The sequence below is a fragment of the Granulicatella adiacens ATCC 49175 genome, assembly GCF_025150565.1.
GTDB lineage: Bacteria > Bacillota > Bacilli > Lactobacillales > Aerococcaceae > Granulicatella > Granulicatella adiacens.
On record NZ_CP102283.1, the window covers coordinates 1,034,452 to 1,051,825 of the forward strand.

Genomic DNA, 17,374 nt, shown 5'->3' on the forward strand with positions numbered 1-17,374 from the left:
TTTCAGAATTAGTTGCTTTTTTGTTAGTTTAATAGTTGTCCAATAAAGATACCCACATAAGTACCAATAATGTATCCTAGCGTCCCTACAAGCATTGTAGGAGCTACGAAACGATGCCATCCTTTAGAAATAGCCATCGCAGCAGCTGTTGTTGGTCCACCGATATTCGCGTTTGAAGCAAGAATCGCTTCTTCTACTGTGAAACCGAAGATTTTTGCACCCGCAAAAGTTACTGCCATGTTCACAAAAACCATGATTGCACAGAACACTAATAACAATGGAGACTTTTCAATGATTGCTCCGATTGAAGCAGGAATTCCGATGACTACAAAGAATAAGTAAATCAAGAATGTTCCAATTTCGTTTGCCCCACTAATCTTCTTGAAGTGTTTTGCAAAAATTGTTGAACACGCAACCGTTAAAGTCGTTAGGATTAAATATTTATTCGAAACTAATTGAATAAGACTGTTATCACCTAGACCTGAAATAATTTCAGATAATGTAAAGCTAATGGTTACGATTATCACAGAAATTGCGAAAACAAATGCAACATCTTGAACCGTAATCACAGTATCTTTTCCATAAGCTTTTTCTTCTTCCTCTTTCACACCTTCAGTATACGCAAATTTGAAATGTTTCTTGAAGAATCCAATCGAAGGAATCATCAGTAAAATTAAGAAGTAGAATACCATTAACAAGTTATCCGCCACTGTTGCAGCTGAAATGAGTTCTTTTGGAATTTCAAAAGCGGATGAAACAGCTACAAAGTTAACTCCTCCACCAATATAACTTCCGACCATCATTCCAGCGATATGGTTTAGTACAGGGATAGCTTTAGACAAGGCTAAATAACCTAATACTGCCCCAAGTACAGTCCCAACAGAACTGATTAAGAAGATAGCTAATAATCTTCCGCTTTCTTTCCAAATCTGTTTTAAATCACATTGGAATAAAAGCGTCGGAATTGCTAATGGAACAACGACTCCCCAAACTTGATCATATACAGGTGAATCTGTAGGAATAACGCCTAAATTACTTAATGTTGCTGCCATTAATAGACCGATAATCGCTCCGCTGATTTTTGCAGCCCATTTATATCGATTTTCTAAAAAGATACTAATAGTCGCAATCCCAACGATAATAGACCACAATACCCATGTATTATTTGCATCAATCATAAAACACCTCTTCTGGCTTTTTTAATACACACGAAAATTACCATATATGGTAATTTTTTACTAAAAAGGCAAAAGAGTTGTTTCTGATTAATGTTCTTTTGCCTTCAAAAATATTATCTTTGTTCGTCTTGTTCTTGAATAGATTTTAAAAGCTCATCAATATGATTTCCGTAATCAACTGATTCATCGCGTTTAAAAATTAATTCTGGAGTTTTGTACAATGATAGACGTTTACCTAATTCACGACGGATTAGGCCTTTTGATTTTTCTAAGCCACGTTCTGTCGCTTGACGCTCACTTGCTAATTTATGAAGTGTTGTGTAGTAAATGGTAGCAATTTGAAGGTCACCAGTTACTTCAACTTCAGTAATTGTAATTTCTTGTACACGTGGATCACGCACTTTTTTAGATAAGATATCATTTACTTCACGTAAAATTTCTTGTGAAACACGTCCAACTCTAAAGTTTGCCATTTTGTCTCCTTTCCAACGAAAGAGGCACTGCAATCAGTCCCTCTTCGTTCTACTTAAATCATAATATTAATTTAGTATTTGCAGTCAATTCATATCGAATTTTCTCGCACTATTTTTTATAACGGCTTGACCTCCTAGCTTTGGCGTCCACTTCGTTAAGCTTCGTAAAATCTTCGCGATTTTCCTTTCCTTAACTCCAGTGTTCCAAAGCTGAGCAGTCGGTCTCGCACTATTTTCTTTTAATTTCGACCATTTCGTACGCCTCAATGATATCGTCTACCTTGATGTCGTTGTAGCCGTCAATCATGATACCGCACTCGAATCCAAGTTTAACTTCTTTAGCGTCATCTTTGAATCTTTTTAAGCTTGCTAATTCTCCTTCGTAAATAACAATGTTATCACGGATTAAACGAACTGAGCTTGAGCGTTTAACAACACCTTCTAATACGTAAGAACCAGCAATTGTTCCAAGTTTCGAAACAGTGTATGTTTCACGAACAATCGCTTGACCAGTAATTTTTTCTTCAAACTCTGGATCTAACATACCTTTCATCGCTGTTTCAATTTCATCAATTACATTATAAATGATGCGGTGTAAGCGAATATCTACTTGATCAGATTCCGCTTGTATTTTCGCTTGTGGCGTAGGTCTCACGTTAAATCCGATGATAATCGCGTTACTTGCTGTTGCAAGAGTAATATCGCTCTCGTTGATTGCCCCTACAGCTGTATGAATAATCTTCACGCGTACGCCTTCAACTTCAATCTTTTGTAAGCTTGATGCTAATGCTTCAACTGAACCTTGTACGTCAGCTTTGATAATAACGTTAACTTCTTTCAATTCTCCTTCTTTTAATGTAGAGAATAAGTTGTCTAAAGTAATACGGCTTGAAGCGTTACGTTGCTCGATTAAGGCGCGTTTAGCACGTTCTTCGCCGGCTGCACGAGCAGTCTTTTCATCTTCGAATACTACGAAGCGATCACCGGCTTGAGGTGAAGCGTTAAGACCAGTAATCTCAACTGGAGTCGCAGGTAAAGCAGTTTTCACACGGCGTCCTTGGTCATTCACCATTACACGTACACGTCCAAATGTGTTCCCCACAACGATTGGATCCCCAACTTTAAGAGTTCCTTCTTGAACCAATAATGTTGCGATAGGTCCTTTTGATTTGTCTAAACGCGCTTCAATTACAGTACCTAAAGCTAATCGGTTAGGATTTGCTTTCAATTCTTGAACTTCAGCAACTAATAGAATCATTTCTAGTAATTCTTCAATGTTTTGGTTGAATTTCGCTGAAATCTCAACGAAAATTGTGTCCCCACCCCATGCTTCTGGAACAAGACCTAAATCTGAAAGTTCTTGCATCACACGTCCTGGGTTTGCAGCTGGTTTATCGATTTTGTTTACAGCCACGATGATTGGAACATCAGCAGCTTTTGCATGGTTAATTGCTTCGATTGTTTGTGGCATTACACCGTCATCGGCTGCTACTACGATAACTGTAATATCAGTGATGTCCGCACCACGCGCACGCATTGTTGTGAAGGCCGCGTGACCTGGAGTATCTAAGAACGTAATTGGTTTTCCATCAATTTTGATTTGGTACGCACCGATATGTTGAGTGATACCACCTGCTTCACCTTCAACAACTGAAGAGTTACGTAATTGGTCAAGCAATGTTGTTTTACCGTGGTCAACATGTCCCATGATCGTTACAACAGGGGGACGTACTGTGCTTTCAGCGCTTTCAGCAGCTGCTTCTTCAAAGTATACATCTAAATCAGAAATATCTTTTTCGATTTTTTCTTCAGCATCCATACCGTAGTCTGCTGCTAATAATTCAATCGCGTCTTTAGAAAGACCTTGGTTTAATGTCGCCATTACTCCTAATAGGAATAATTTTTTGATGATTTCTGCTGGTTCACGTTTGATTTTCTTCGCTAATTCAGCAACTGTCATACCGTCTGTATAAACTAATACTTCTGGTAATTCATGGAATTTACGTGCTGGAACAGCTGGTTTAGCTTTTTGTTCTTCACGACGGTTTCCTTTTTTACCTTTTTGGTTACGGTTTTTCTTACTGAAACCATCATTGTTAAAATCATTATAACGTTGTTGGTTTCTTCTGTCGTTATTACGATTGTTTTTTGGTGATTCGAAACGATCGTTGTTATTGTTTTGTTTTTGGTTGTTACGTGGACGTTCTACTTGTCCTTGTTGGTTTGAACGAGCTTCAGTACGTGCTGGTTCTTTCTTAAATGAAGGACGGTTTCCATTCGCATTTTTTTGTTTTTGATTTGGACGTTCTTGATTTCTCTTATCATTTTGGTCATGACGACTTTGGTTGTGAGAATGGTTTCGTTCTTGATTTTGTTTTTGATGGCCTTGTTTTGGAGCGCGATCTTCTTTCTTCGTGAATTCTTGCTTAGAAGCTTCTTTTTTAGGCTCAGCTTTATTCGCTTCTTGTTTTGGAGCAGATTTTACTTCTTTCTTTGGCTCTTTAGCTGCTGGTTTAGTAGCAGGCTTAGAATTCCAAGCTCCTTTAATTTTTGAGATTTCAGATTCTTCCATTGTAGACATATGGCTATTATATGAAATACCTACTTCTTTTGCTTTTTCAATAATTTCTTTACTAGCCACATTCAATTCTTTCGCTAATTCGTATACGCGAGTTTTCGACATAGTCTCACCTTCCTATTCGTTCATATCGTTAAATCCCTTCATCTTCAGTAGACTCTTTGTAAACCCTCGATCATCAATTAAAACGATGGAACGTCTTTTGCCAATCGCTAGAGACAATTCATCCGTTTCAAATTGCTGAACAAAAGGAATTTCATAATATTCACATTTGTTTTTGATTTTTTTAACCGTGTTTGCACTACAATCTTTGGTACAAATCACTAAATTACCTTTTTGTCTTTGAATACTTTGGATAACTTGCTCCTCACCACTAATGAGTTTACGAGCAGCTGTTGCCATTCCAAGTAGATTCAAAGCTCTTTGTTTAACGAGCTCTTCCATCACTAAACAACTCTTTTCTTGCTTTTTGATGTTCTACATAAGCGAGAAGTTCTTCATAAAATGCATCTGGAATTTCAATTTCTAATTGTTTTTCAAATAGACGGTTTTTCCAAGCTTTCTCTACTAATGTAGGTTCAAGAGTAATATAAGCGCCACGGCCGTTTACTTTACCAGTTGGGTCGATTTGTGCAACAGCTTCAGCGTTACGAACAATACGTACCAACTCTTTCTTCGGCATCATTTCACCAGAAGCGATACAACGGCGCATCGGAATCTTTTTCTTTTTCATCGTGCACCTCCTGTATTTTATTCTTCTTCAGAAGAAGCTTCTTCTGTTTCTTCAACGACTGGATTTGCTAAGTTTTCTAAATACTCTTCATAAGCAGTTTCAGATTTAATATCAATACGGTATCCTGTTAATTTTGCTGCTAGGCGCGCATTTTGCCCGCGTTTTCCGATTGCTAAAGAAAGTTGGTGGTCTGGAACCACGACGATACAACCGTTATTATCCGAATTAAATTCAACTTTCAGCACTTGAGCTGGATTTAAAGCATTTTTAATATAGATTGCTGGATCTTCATTCCATTCAACAATATCCATATTTTCACCATTTAATTCTTCAACAATGTTATGAACTCGTTGCCCACGTGGCCCTACACATGTGCCGACTGGATCTAAGTTAGCATCGTTAGTACGGACTGCAACTTTAGCACGATCTCCTGCTTCACGTGCAATAGATACAATTTCTACTACACCATCATAAATTTCAGGAACTTCTTGTTCAAATAGACGTTTTAATAAATCTGGATGCGTACGACTTACAAAAATTTGTGGCCCTTTAGTAGTGTTATCTACCTTAGAAACTAATACTTTGATTCGTTGATCTGGTAAGTACTCTTCTGTTGGGATTTGGTCTTGTTTGGCCATTCCAGCAACGATACGTCCAAGGTTTACATAGACATAACGGAAATCTTGACGATCTACAACACCCGTCATGATTTCATTTTCGTATTGAATAAATTCATTGTAAATGTTTGTACGTTCAGCATCACGAAGACGTTGCATAATGACTTGCTTCGCTGTTTGAGCAGCAATACGTCCGAAGTCTTTTGGAGTTACTTCAAAACGAATCTTATCTCCAACTTCATAGGCTTTATGCTTTTCGTGCGCTTCCTCAAGACTAACTTCTAGTGTTGAATCGAATACATATTCAACTACTTCTTTTACAGCATAAACGTGCATATTTCCTTTCTTTTGGTCAAACTCAACTTCTACATTTTGTGCTTGTCCATAATTTTTCTTGTATGCAGATACTAATGCTGCTTCTAAAGCTGTAATCACGACATCTTTAGAAATTCCTTTTTCTTCTTCGAGAACTGTTAATGCTCTAAGCATTTCTTTACTCATTTGTTTACTCCTTTACTTCTTAGAATTTGATTGCAAGACGAGCTTTCGCAATGTTTTTTCGTTCAATGGTAAATTCTTTTGTTCTAGTTTTGATTTGTACGTTCAATGTAACGGTTTCTTCGTCAACGGAAAGAAGTGTTCCTTCAAGGAATTTCTCACCTTCAATATTTTGATAAAACGATAAATGTACGTATGAACCAATGGCTGCTTTTAATTCTTCCTCGTTTCTTAATGGGCGTTCTGCACCAGGTGAAGAAACTTCTAGGAAGTACGCCTGTGGAATTGGATCTGGATTTTGAGCGTCAAGAATCTCACTAAATTTTTCACTCATAAATGCACAATCGTCTAAATCGATTCCACCTGGTTTATCCAAGTAAAAACGTAGAAACCAATTTTTTCCTTCTTTAACAAATTCTAAGTCGAATAACTCAAAGCCTTCTTTTTGGATCACATCTCTAGTAAGCTCTGTTACCGTCTCAGTTACTTTACTCATAGCCTCAACCTCCTTATTAATCGAGTCCATGTCGATAAAAAGAGTGAGCGTTTCCGCTCACTCTCCTCTCAACTACTATTCTACTGTTTCAGTATATCATATTATTTGCGAATTTCGCAACTATTCTGATATTAGAACAAATCATCAAATAAGGATAATTGGTTTTCATCCGGCAGATGGTCTAAGACTTTATTTTCTGTCATATAATCAATTAAAGTCTTAGAAACTTTACCTCGAGTAGCTAAATCTTTCTTAGATAAGAAAGGTTGTTCTTGTCTAGCCTCAACGATTTTATTCGCAACGTTCAGTCCTAATCCTTGAATTGCTCTAAATGGAGCAATCAAAGAGTCGCCTTCTATCACAAAATTACTTGCCTCAGACTTATCAACATCCACCATCTTAAAGTGGAATCCACGTTCTACCATCTCGTTAGCAAGTTCAAGAACCGTTAACAAGTTTTGTTCCTTCGCACTAGCTTCCATTCCTTTTTCCCTAATTTCTTTAATTCGTTTCTTAATCATCTCTTTTCCTTGAGACATTGCAACGATATCAAAATCTTGTGCACGCACTGAGAAATAAGCGCAATAGTATAACAATGGTTTATGAACCTTAAACCAAGCTACACGTAATGCCATTAAAACGTAGGCCGCGGCATGGGCTTTCGGGAACATATACTTAATTTTTAAACAAGATTGAATATACCATTCAGGTACATTATTTTCTCTCATGATAGCCTGGAAGTCATCAGGAATCCCTTTTCCTTTACGAACACCTTCCATAATTTTGAAAGCTACACCTTCTTCAACGCCTTTATGGATTAAGTACACCATAATATCGTCACGACATCCAATAACTTCAGAAAGTGGAATATTATGAAGTCGAATTAATTCTTCGGCATTTCCAAGATACACGTCCGTACCATGGGATAGACCAGAGATTTGAAGGAGCTCCGTAAAAGTGTTTGGTTTTGTCTGTTCAAGCATCCCTCGAACGAATTTTGTACCAAATTCTGGAATCCCAAGAGTTCCTGTATTCGAGTCAATTTGTTCGGGTGTAACACCTAAAACTTCAGTACCACCGAAAATTTTCATTACTTCTGGATCATCTGGTGGAATTGATTTTGGATCCATTCCTGATAAGTCTTGCAACATACGAATCACGGTTGGATCATCGTGTCCAAGAATATCTAGTTTTAATACATTATCGTGAATCGAGTGGAAGTCAAAGTGTGTTGTTCTCCATTCAGCACTTAAATCATCAGCTGGATATTGAATTGGTGTAAAGTCGTACACATCCATGTAATCCGGAATAACAATAATCCCTCCAGGATGTTGGCCTGTACTTCTTTTCACGCCAGTACAACCATTAGCAAGTCTTTCAATTTCAGCTTGTCTGAACTCTAATCCTAAATCTCTTTCGTATCCTTTCACATACCCAAATGCGGTCTTATCAGCAACGGTACTAATAGTTCCTGCACGATATACGTAATCTTCCCCGAATAATACTTTTGTATAGTTATGGGCTTGTGGCTGATATTCCCCACTAAAGTTTAAATCAATATCGGGAACTTTATCTCCGTAGAATCCTAGGAAGGTTTCAAACGGAATGTCGTGTCCATCTTTCACCATCCTCGTATTACATCTTGGACAGTTTTTTTCAGGTAAGTCAAAACCAGACCCAACTGATCCATCATCAAAGAATTCTGATAATTGGCACTGTGGACATCTATAGTGAGGTGCTAACGGATTCACTTCGGTAATTCCAGTTAAAGTAGCTACTAAGGATGAACCTACCGATCCACGTGAACCGACTAAATAACCGTCTTGATTACTCTTTAATACAAGTTTTTGAGCAATTAAATAAATTACCGAAAAACCATTTCCAATAATACTCTTTAGCTCTTTTTTAATACGATCATCCACAATTTTAGGAAGAGGGTTTCCATACCATTCATGGGCTTTATCATAACTAAGTTTAGTTATCTCATCCTCTGCTCCTTCAATTTTTGGAGTATATAAATCATCCTTTACAGGTGTAATTTCCTCTAATTGTTCGCTAACCCAATTAGAATTTGTAACGACTACCTCATAAGCTTTTTCTTCTCCAAGAAATGCGAATTCTTTCAACATTTCATCTGTTGTTCTTAAATGAGCATCAGGATACTCTTGTGGAACTCCATTGTTGACTGAAGTTAACAGTATTTCTCTATAAATCTTATCTTCAGGATTTAAATAATGAACATTCCCAGTTGCCACAACTGGTTTTCCAAGTTCATCCCCTAATCTCACTAAGTTTTGGATAATTTCTTCTAAGTGGTGTTCATTTCGAATTAATTCTTTTTTTATAAGAGGACGATAAATAGCTTTTGGCATAATCTCGATGTAATCATAAAACTTCGCTTTTTCTTTGGCTTCGTTATACCCTTTTTGCATCATCGCTTCAAAAACTTCACCTTCAGAACATCCCGAACCTAGCAAGAATGAATCTCTTCGACTAGAGAGCATGCTCCTTAAAATACGAGGAACTCGGTAATAGTACTGAATGTTCGATTGAGAAACCACCTTGAATAACTCTTTTAATCCAGCTTGATCTTTTGCAAAAATCGTCGCATGAAAAGGACGGCCATTCTTAAATACTTCTTCAGGATGAATATTTGTATTTAATTCATCATGATATAAAAGTTGATGGTCATTTGCTGCTTCTTTCAAGAAAATGTGACATAAATAGCCCGTTGTTTCAGAATCATATACGGCACGGTGGTGTTGTTCTAAAGCAACATTATAACGTTTTGCAAGTGTATTTAAACGGTGTGATTTCAATTGTGGATGAAGCATACGAGATAATTCTAAAGTATCGATAACTGGCTGTTCAGTTCGCTCAATTCCAACATTTTCATAGCCTGTATTTAAAAAGCCCATATCAAAGCTAGCATTATGCGCAACTAAGATACAATCTTTAGAAAATTCATGGAATTCTTTTAACACTTGTTCAACAGATTTAGAACCTCTGACCATATCGTCGGTAATCCCCGTTAGTTGAATCGTCGTTGCAGATAATGGATGACCAGGATCAATAAATTCTTCGAACTTGTCAATTACAACACCATTCTTCATTTTGACAGCTGCTAATTCGATAATGCTATCATAAATTGCAGAAAGCCCTGTTGTTTCAACGTCAAAAACTACATAAGTCGCATCTTCTAATAAAATATGTTGAGGATTGTATGCTACATTCACATGGTCATCGACAATGTTTCCTTCTAAACCATAAAGAATCTTAATTCCGTTTTTCTTTCCAGCACCATGAGCTTCAGGATAAGCTTGTAAATTCGCATGATCTGTAATCGCAATCGCCTTATGTCCCCATTTAGCAGCTTGACTTATTAAATCACTTGGAGAATTCGTTGCATCCATTACAGACATATTCGTATGCATATGTAATTCAACACGTTTTTCTCCTTCAAATGTATCCTTTCTTCCTTCGTGTTTAACTAAATTCATATCACGAATGATCATTCCCAGTTCTTGAGAATATTTATTAACCTCAATACTACCAAACGCCTTCACCCAGGTTCCTTTTTTTAATCCTTCTAACGCAGCTTCATCTTCAGGAGTTGAAGGAAATAAAGTAGCGCTGATTGATGAAGTGTAATCTGTTAGTTTAATATTTCCGAAAAGCTTTCCTTTTGCTTTGCCTCTGCGAAGTTCAATATCAAAAATTTTGCCTTCAATAACTACATTTCGTTCTTCTTCAAAAATATCAGCAATGGCCCTAGTTTCAGAATTAGATTTGATGATTTTTCCATAAATGACTCCCTCCTGCTTGGAGTTAGTAGGCATAGGTTTGTTCTTTTGAGTGGAACTTGCCATCATTTGAGCGTTCTTTTGAGCTTCATTAAAATCATCCTGTATTTGTTGTTCCTTTTGCTCAAAAAGCTCCGTCATTTTTTCATGCATTTCATCATCTAATTGGATGTGAATTCCTATTTTTGGGAACCCAACTTCTATATACGCTTGCTGAATCTTTGGAATACAATTTTTTACTAAGTGCGTTTTCGTTAATTCATTCGGACAATGAATTTGAATTTGATTATTTACGAACTTAGGTGTTTGTCCTAACAATATTTGATGAGAAACGGATGATTCATCCTTTATAGCATCAAGTATATAAGCCCAGTAATCCTGAATTAAAGTTTCATTTACAATCACGTTTTCTTCAGTTGTTATGATTGTTTTTGCCCCACCAAAGCGCTCGTAATTTCTGCTCAACAATTCAGTAAACAATTGAAATTTTTCAAAGTGAAATATATTTGGATTATGAATATGAAAAATCCAATTTTGATTTGATTTTGAAATGTCAATTCGTAATAACTTAGCGTCATCAAAATCCGGTGAGAAAACATTAACATCAGCAATATCAAATTGTTCAATTACTTTTTTCATTAAATCCTTATGTGATTGGCTCATTGTTTCCTCCTCTTTTTTACATAAGAAGAGTGTTCTACAGATGTAGGAACACTCTTAGGTTAATTAAATAATTTCATAATATCATTCCAAGTAACAAGAAGCATTAATGCAAAAAGGAAGATAGCTCCTGCAATCGTTAAATACCCTTCTTTTTCAGGATCTAATGGTTTCTTTCTTATTCCTTCGATAAAGTTTAAAACAAGTTTTCCTCCGTCTAAAGCAGGAATTGGTAAAAGATTCATTACTCCAAGATTAGCACTAATCATTCCCATAAATGAAAGTAAGTCTATTAAACCATTCTTAGCAACCTGTGAGGTCAAACTGTAAATAGCCACTGGTCCACCTAGTTGATTTAAATTAAAACCTTTAGTAAAAATTGATCCTAATGCAGACAATACCAACACAATTACACTGATTGTTTGTGAAAATCCATATCCAAGAATCGATAAAATACTATTATCTAAAGTTCTAGTCACACCTAGTTGGCCTATTTTACTTCCGTTTTGCCCTTCAACTGATTTTGGAGTGATACTAACATTTTTGGTATCACCATTTCTTTGAATCGTCACCGAAAGAGTCTTATCTGCGCTTGAACGAACAATTGAAGTCATATCGTCCCATGAGTGAATATCTACTCCGTCAATCGAGATAATTTTATCCGATTTTTGAAGTCCAGCTTCTTGAGCGGCTGATTGATCACTAACTTGGCCTATTACAGGGTCATTAGAAGGTACTCCACCTTGCATAAATCCTACGATAATAAAAATGATGATGGATAAAATAAAATTATTCATTGGCCCAGCAGCATTCGTTTTAATTCGATTCCACAAGCTGGCAGAGTTAAATTGACGTTCAATCGGAGCAACAACAACTTCCGTACCGTCACTCTCAATAATTGTTGCTTGCTTAGAAACCATTAAATTTACTTTTTCTTCTGAATTTACAAAGTACCCGCTTAAGGTCATCGTACGATGCAAATCCGCTTCCTCTATTTGAAATGGTACTGAATTTTCAATGATTAATTGTTCATCAAAATTTAATTTTTGAACAACATTCTCTTTATCCAATTCAATAGTAATCATCATTCCAGGTTTAATTTCTTGTTCATCCTCATCATGACCCGCCATTCTAACATAACCACCAATTGGCAATAATCTTAATGTATAAACAGTTTCACCTTTTCGTACCTGGAAAATTTTTGGTCCCATTCCGATTGCAAATTCTCTAACTAAAATTCCAGCTTTCTTAGCAAAATAATAGTGACCAAATTCATGAATTATAACAATGACACTAAAAACAAATAAGAATGCAATAACTGCTTGCAACTCTTTCACCTCTCTTAATTATTCCCAAAAAATTTATAAAGAATTTGGAACATAAACATTGCAAAAAATGTAGAATCAAATCGATCTAAAACTCCACCATGTCCAGGAAATAGTTTCCCAGAATCCTTAACATTAAACTGTCTCTTATATGCAGATTCTACTAAATCTCCTAATTGTCCAAAAACTGATAAGCTAACAATTAAAAAAACAAATTCTAAAACAGAGAAATTAACAGGATTATAGAATGGTACAACTAGTAATCCTAATCCTAGAGACCCAATCACCCCTCCAATAGAACCTTCAATTGTTTTATTTGGACTGATCTCAGGTGCCAATTTATGTTTTCCAAATTTTCGGCCAAAAATATAAGCAAAGGAGTCTGTCCCCCAAATAATTAGGAATACAAATATTGCCATCCCGAAACTAATGCTTCTGACAAATAAAATCCCTGAAAAACCTCCACCGACGTAAAGAGAAATAAGGGAGCAAAAAGCAGCATCTTCAAATGAGAATTGATCACTTTTATATACTGTTAATGCCATTAATAGCATGACTATAAGGAAATAAATGAAAAAATAATCTATTCCTCTAGGTAAAGCTACCAATGGTCTTTGTGAAAATAAAAATGACAAAGTTGCTAATATTGTTAATACACCTTCAACAGAAAATATGTTCATTTTTTTCATTTGGAAAAATTCATAAATCCCGACGGTAGATAATAAAAGAAATAGTGTTCGAAGTCCTATTCCACCTTCATATAATAAAGGAAGGAAGATTCCCAAAGCGATTAAAGCAGTAATAACTCTTTTCTCCATCTAAGCAAGTCCTCCATAACGTCGATGTCTATTCTGATATGTTTGAATAGCTTTATGCAAATCTTTCTCGGAGAACTCAGGCCAAAAAATATCCGTAAAATAATATTCACTATAAGCCAATTGCCATAGTAAAAAATTACTCAATCTAACTTCCCCACTCGTACGTATCATTAAGTCAGGATTTTGTAAGTCTCCTAAAAAATGAGTTTGTAAATGCGATTCAAAAACAGCATCATCAATATTTTCGATTTCTAATTCACCTTGTTTTACAAGCGTAGATATTGCCTTCGTTGCCTCAATAATTTCAGCACGCGAACCATAATTCAAAGCGAATGTCAAAACCATTCCAGTATTATTTTTTGTATCTTCTACAGCCTTTAAAACAATGTTTTTTGTTGATTCAGGTAATTCATCAATAAACCCAATTAATTGAATCTTCATATTTCTCTCTTGGAGTTCAGGCATGAATGTTCCAAAAAAATCTCCGGGCAATTTCATTAAAAAACTAACTTCTTCAGTTGGTCTTTTCCAATTTTCAGTACTAAAAGCATATAAAGTCATTGCTTTCACGCCCAAATCGTCAGCAGCAATAGCAATTCTTTTAACAGTGCTCATTCCCTCTTTATGTCCTGCAATTCTAGGAAGATTACGTTTTTTCGCCCAACGCCCATTTCCATCCATAATAACGGCAATGTGTTTTGGGATATTTTTTGAATCTAAAGAAATAATTTCCGTCACTTCTTCTTTCTTTGATTGTTTCTTCCAAAAAACCATGGCATCCATTCCTTTTCATGTATTTGCTTTCTATTGTAACAGATGTTGCAGTTCTTTTATAGTATTCTATTTTCAAGATTAAAAAAAATATAACCTACTGAATACATTGGTTTATAAAGGGAAAAATGTTATACTTATAGACAGATTTATGAAACAAATAAAGGAGTCATGCCATGATTACTATGAAGGATATCGTGCTAGAGGGACATCCTGCTCTAAGGAAACGTGCAGAAAAACTTACCTTTCCTCTTTCACCTGAGCATCAAGAATTAGCTAAAGAGATGCTTGAATTTTTACATAACAGCCAAAATCCAGAGATTGCTGAAAAATACGGATTACGCGCAGGTGTCGGCTTAGCAGCACCTCAACTTGGAAAAAGCATTCAAATGATTGCTCTACTCGTTCCAGGTTTTGAGGAAGAAGAAGCGATTTTAGATGAAGTCTGGATTAATCCCCGTATCATGAGAGAATCCGTTAAAAAAGCTTGTTTGAAAGACGGAGAAGGATGCTTATCTGTTAATCGTGAAGTTCCAGGTATAGTACTTCGCCCAGAACGGATTACAGTTAAGTATCAAGATGTTAACGGTGATGAATTTGTTCGTACTTTAAATGATTATGAAGCCATCGTAGTTCAACATGAAATTGATCATTTAAATGGCGTTATGTTCTACGACCATATTAATCAAACACAACCAATGTATATCCCTAAAGGAGCCGTTGTCATTGGAGAATAAGAAACCCATTCTGGTATTTGATTTAGATGATACTTTATATTCTAAAAAGAAAGTTTTTTTGGATACCTTAAAAGAAATCTACCCAAATACTTCATTTGACGAGAGTTTATATAAAGTTTATCAAGAGAAAAGTGATGAAGCTTTTGAATTATTCTCTAAGGGAAAAATTTCGTTAGAAGAGAACCATTTCTCACGTGTTCAAAATACGTTAACAGCTTTAGGGTTGCCCTCTTCCTTACAAGAAACGATGACTTTTAAAAAACAATACCAGTTTATGATGGATCATATCCAATTAGATAAAGATTGGTTCTCATTTTTCGATTACCTATCACCAAGAGCCAGTTTAGTTCTTCTAACCAATGGACCAACAGACCACCAATTAAAGAAAATTCATTCACTAAACTTATATAAATGGTTTACTTCAGATAGAATTTTTATTTCTGAAGATACAGGGGTTAAAAAACCGGAACCAGAAGCTTTTATAAATGTTGAAAGATTATTTCCTAATAATTCTCCATCAAAATTTTGGATGATTGGCGATGATTTGAAAAACGATATTTTTGGTGCTAAACAAAGAAATTGGAATACGGTTTATTTCAAGTATGAAGAAACCATACAGTCTCTAACGAGCTCTCCTCTCTCAACTCCCAATCAATTATTAGAAAAATTGCTAGACGAATGTTCTTTCGACTTATAAAACTATGAAAATAGAAGCATTCTATGCTAAAATATGATAGAAACATTATGAAAAAATTTAAAGGAGTACATACATGATTTTTAAAATTACTTACCAACCAACAAAAACAGAGGCTCCACGTCGTGAAAACACAGAAGCTTTGTATATCGAAGCAAGTGACAAGGTAGAAGCCCGCCGCCTTGTTGATGAAAATACTGAATACAACGTAGAGTTCATCCAAGAGCTAGATGAGAAACACCTAGCTTACGAAAAACAAAACCCAGAATTTAAATTAACGGTGTTCAAATAAAATGAAACCAAATATTAAAAACAACGAAACGGGCGTATTTGCTTTTGGCGGTTTAGGCGAAATCGGTAAAAACACTTATGGCGTTCAATTCCAAGATGAACTTATCATTTTGGATGCCGGTATTAAATTCCCTGAAGATGATTTACTCGGAATCGACTACGTGATACCCGATTATAGTTATATCGTTCAAAATATTAATAAAGTAAAAGGGCTATTTATTTCACATGGACACGAAGACCATATTGGTGGGATTCCTTTCTTAATTAAGCAAGCGAACATCCCTATTTATGCGACGAAACTTGCGATGTCTTTAATTCGAAATAAATTAGAAGAACACGGTCTTTTAAGAGATGCGATTCTTCACGAAATTGATGAAGACAGCGTGATTAAATTCCGTAAAACACAAGTGAGTTTCTATCGCACGACCCACTCAATTCCAGATGCATTTGGGATTGTGATTAAGACTCCTCCAGGAAATATCGTGTTTACAGGTGACTATAAATTCGACTTCACTCCAGTTGGAGAACCAGCGAACCTTCACCGCATGGCACAAATCGGTTCAGAAGGTGTTCTTGTTCTCTTAGGAGACAGTACAAACTCTGAAGTCCCTGGATTTACTCAATCTGAACAAGTTGTTGGAAAATCAATTAAAGAAATTATCCAACGTGTGGATGGACGAATCATTTTTGCGACATTCGCTTCAAACGTTTCTCGTCTAAAACAAGTAACAGATGTTGCTGTTGCAACTGGACGTAAATTAGCTGTATTCGGACGTAGTATGGAAGCTAGTTTCCGAACAGCTAGAGAATTAGGCTATATTCAAGCGCCAGATGATACTTTTATTGATGGACGAGAAATCAATCAATACCCTTCTGAGAAAGTTATTATTTTATGTACAGGCTCTCAAGGGGAACCAATGGCGGCCCTTAGCCGTATAGCAAATGGAACTCACCGCCAAATTTCTATTCAACCAGGTGATACAGTCATCTTCTCAAGTTCACCAATCCCAGGTAACACTTCTAGCGTTAACCGAGTTATCAACCTTCTATCTGAAGCTGGTGCTGAAGTCATTCATGGTAAAGTAAACAATATTCACACTTCTGGACATGGTTCTCAAGAAGAACAAAAGTTAATGCTTCGCTTAATGAAACCTAAATACTTTGTTCCAGTTCATGGTGAATATCGTATGCAGAAGATTCAAGCAAATCTTGCGACTCAAGTGGGTATTCCAAAAGAAAACTCATTTATCTTAAGCAATGGTGATGTTCTTGCAGTAACAGCTGACTCAGCGCGCCGAGCTGGCCACTTCTTTGCCGGAGATGTTTACGTTGATGGTAACGGAATTGGTGATATCGGAAACATTGTTTTACGAGATCGTAAGACACTTTCTCAAGATGGTTTAGTTATCTGTGTAGCTACTGTTGACTACGAAAACCGTGAACTAGTGGCTGGCCCAGATATGCTCTCTCGTGGGTTTATCTACATGAAAGAGTCTGGACAACTTCTAAATGAAGCACAAGCTATCCTTCGTGATGAAATTGAAGAATTGCTTTTGGACACTGAAGAAGTACTAAACGAACGTTCTCTCAGAAACAAAATCACAGACGTTTTAGGTCCTTTCTTATTTAAGAAAACGGAACGTCATCCAATGATTCTTCCAGTAATTTTAGGTGTTACTGAAGCAGATACTTTAGAATAAAT

Annotated in this window: 15 protein-coding genes; 4 read left to right on the forward strand and 11 right to left on the reverse strand. The window is 36.1% G+C overall.

From position 1 onward, the window contains the following. Positions 1–23: 23 nt before the first annotated feature. The 11 genes from NQ540_RS05135 to NQ540_RS05185 all read right to left on the reverse strand — a co-directional run bounded on the left by NQ540_RS05135 (position 24) and on the right by NQ540_RS05185 (position 13,962). A complete protein-coding gene (locus NQ540_RS05135) occupies positions 24–1,178 on the reverse strand; it encodes a DUF819 family protein (protein WP_005605550.1) in 1,155 nt (384 codons plus the stop codon). Between the two features lie 113 nt (positions 1,179–1,291). Continuing rightward, on the reverse strand, positions 1,292–1,651 hold the full coding sequence (gene rbfA / locus NQ540_RS05140; RefSeq protein WP_005605552.1) for a 30S ribosome-binding factor RbfA: 360 nt from the start codon (positions 1,649–1,651) through the stop codon (positions 1,292–1,294). Between the two features lie 229 nt (positions 1,652–1,880). Further along, positions 1,881–4,334 (reverse strand): translation initiation factor IF-2, encoded by a 2,454-nt coding sequence (infB, locus tag NQ540_RS05145; RefSeq protein ID WP_005605554.1) that lies wholly within the window; start codon positions 4,332–4,334, stop codon positions 1,881–1,883. A gap of 12 nt (positions 4,335–4,346) precedes the next feature. Next, positions 4,347–4,673: a L7Ae/L30e/S12e/Gadd45 family ribosomal protein gene (locus NQ540_RS05150; RefSeq protein WP_005605555.1), complete on the reverse strand. Its 327-nt coding sequence runs from the start codon at positions 4,671–4,673 to the stop codon at positions 4,347–4,349. After that, the gene (gene rnpM, locus NQ540_RS05155) at positions 4,657–4,962 is read right to left on the reverse strand and encodes an RNase P modulator RnpM (RefSeq protein WP_005605557.1); all 306 of its coding nucleotides are present in this window, start codon (positions 4,960–4,962) and stop codon (positions 4,657–4,659) included. The genes NQ540_RS05150 and rnpM overlap by 17 nt, the downstream gene beginning before the upstream one ends. Positions 4,963–4,979: 17 nt before the next feature. Beyond that, positions 4,980–6,080: a transcription termination factor NusA gene (nusA, locus tag NQ540_RS05160; RefSeq protein WP_005605559.1), complete on the reverse strand. Its 1,101-nt coding sequence runs from the start codon at positions 6,078–6,080 to the stop codon at positions 4,980–4,982. A gap of 19 nt (positions 6,081–6,099) precedes the next feature. Continuing rightward, positions 6,100–6,573: a ribosome maturation factor RimP gene (rimP, locus tag NQ540_RS05165; RefSeq protein ID WP_039848786.1), complete on the reverse strand. Its 474-nt coding sequence runs from the start codon at positions 6,571–6,573 to the stop codon at positions 6,100–6,102. A 131-nt stretch (positions 6,574–6,704) separates the two neighbouring features. Then, complete coding sequence (locus NQ540_RS05170) at positions 6,705–11,039, reverse strand: PolC-type DNA polymerase III (protein WP_005605563.1); 4,335 nt, start codon at positions 11,037–11,039, stop codon at positions 6,705–6,707. A gap of 59 nt (positions 11,040–11,098) precedes the next feature. After that, positions 11,099–12,364, reverse strand: a complete 1,266-nt coding sequence (gene rseP, locus NQ540_RS05175) for an RIP metalloprotease RseP (RefSeq protein WP_039848787.1) — start codon at positions 12,362–12,364, stop codon at positions 11,099–11,101. Positions 12,365–12,378: 14 nt separating this feature from the next. Next, complete coding sequence (locus tag NQ540_RS05180; protein ID WP_005605566.1) at positions 12,379–13,179, reverse strand: phosphatidate cytidylyltransferase; 801 nt, start codon at positions 13,177–13,179, stop codon at positions 12,379–12,381. Continuing rightward, positions 13,180–13,962 carry an isoprenyl transferase gene (locus NQ540_RS05185; protein WP_005605568.1) on the reverse strand — a complete coding sequence of 261 codons (783 nt, stop codon included), beginning with the start codon at positions 13,960–13,962 and terminating at the stop codon, positions 13,180–13,182. Between the two features lie 164 nt (positions 13,963–14,126). Between NQ540_RS05185 and def the strand changes: the two genes are divergently transcribed. The 4 genes from def to rnjA all read left to right on the forward strand — a co-directional run bounded on the left by def (position 14,127) and on the right by rnjA (position 17,372). Then, a complete protein-coding gene (def, locus tag NQ540_RS05190) occupies positions 14,127–14,687 on the forward strand; it encodes a peptide deformylase (protein WP_005605570.1) in 561 nt (186 codons plus the stop codon). Then, positions 14,677–15,384, forward strand: coding sequence for an HAD family hydrolase (locus tag NQ540_RS05195; RefSeq protein ID WP_005605572.1), 708 nt, complete (start codon positions 14,677–14,679; stop codon positions 15,382–15,384). Before def ends, NQ540_RS05195 begins: the two co-directional genes overlap by 11 nt. A 73-nt stretch (positions 15,385–15,457) precedes the next feature. Continuing rightward, complete coding sequence (locus tag NQ540_RS05200; RefSeq protein WP_005605573.1) at positions 15,458–15,673, forward strand: DNA-directed RNA polymerase subunit epsilon; 216 nt, start codon at positions 15,458–15,460, stop codon at positions 15,671–15,673. A gap of 1 nt (position 15,674) precedes the next feature. After that, positions 15,675–17,372, forward strand: a complete 1,698-nt coding sequence (gene rnjA, locus NQ540_RS05205) for a ribonuclease J1 (RefSeq protein ID WP_005605575.1) — start codon at positions 15,675–15,677, stop codon at positions 17,370–17,372. Positions 17,373–17,374 lie beyond the last annotated feature (2 nt).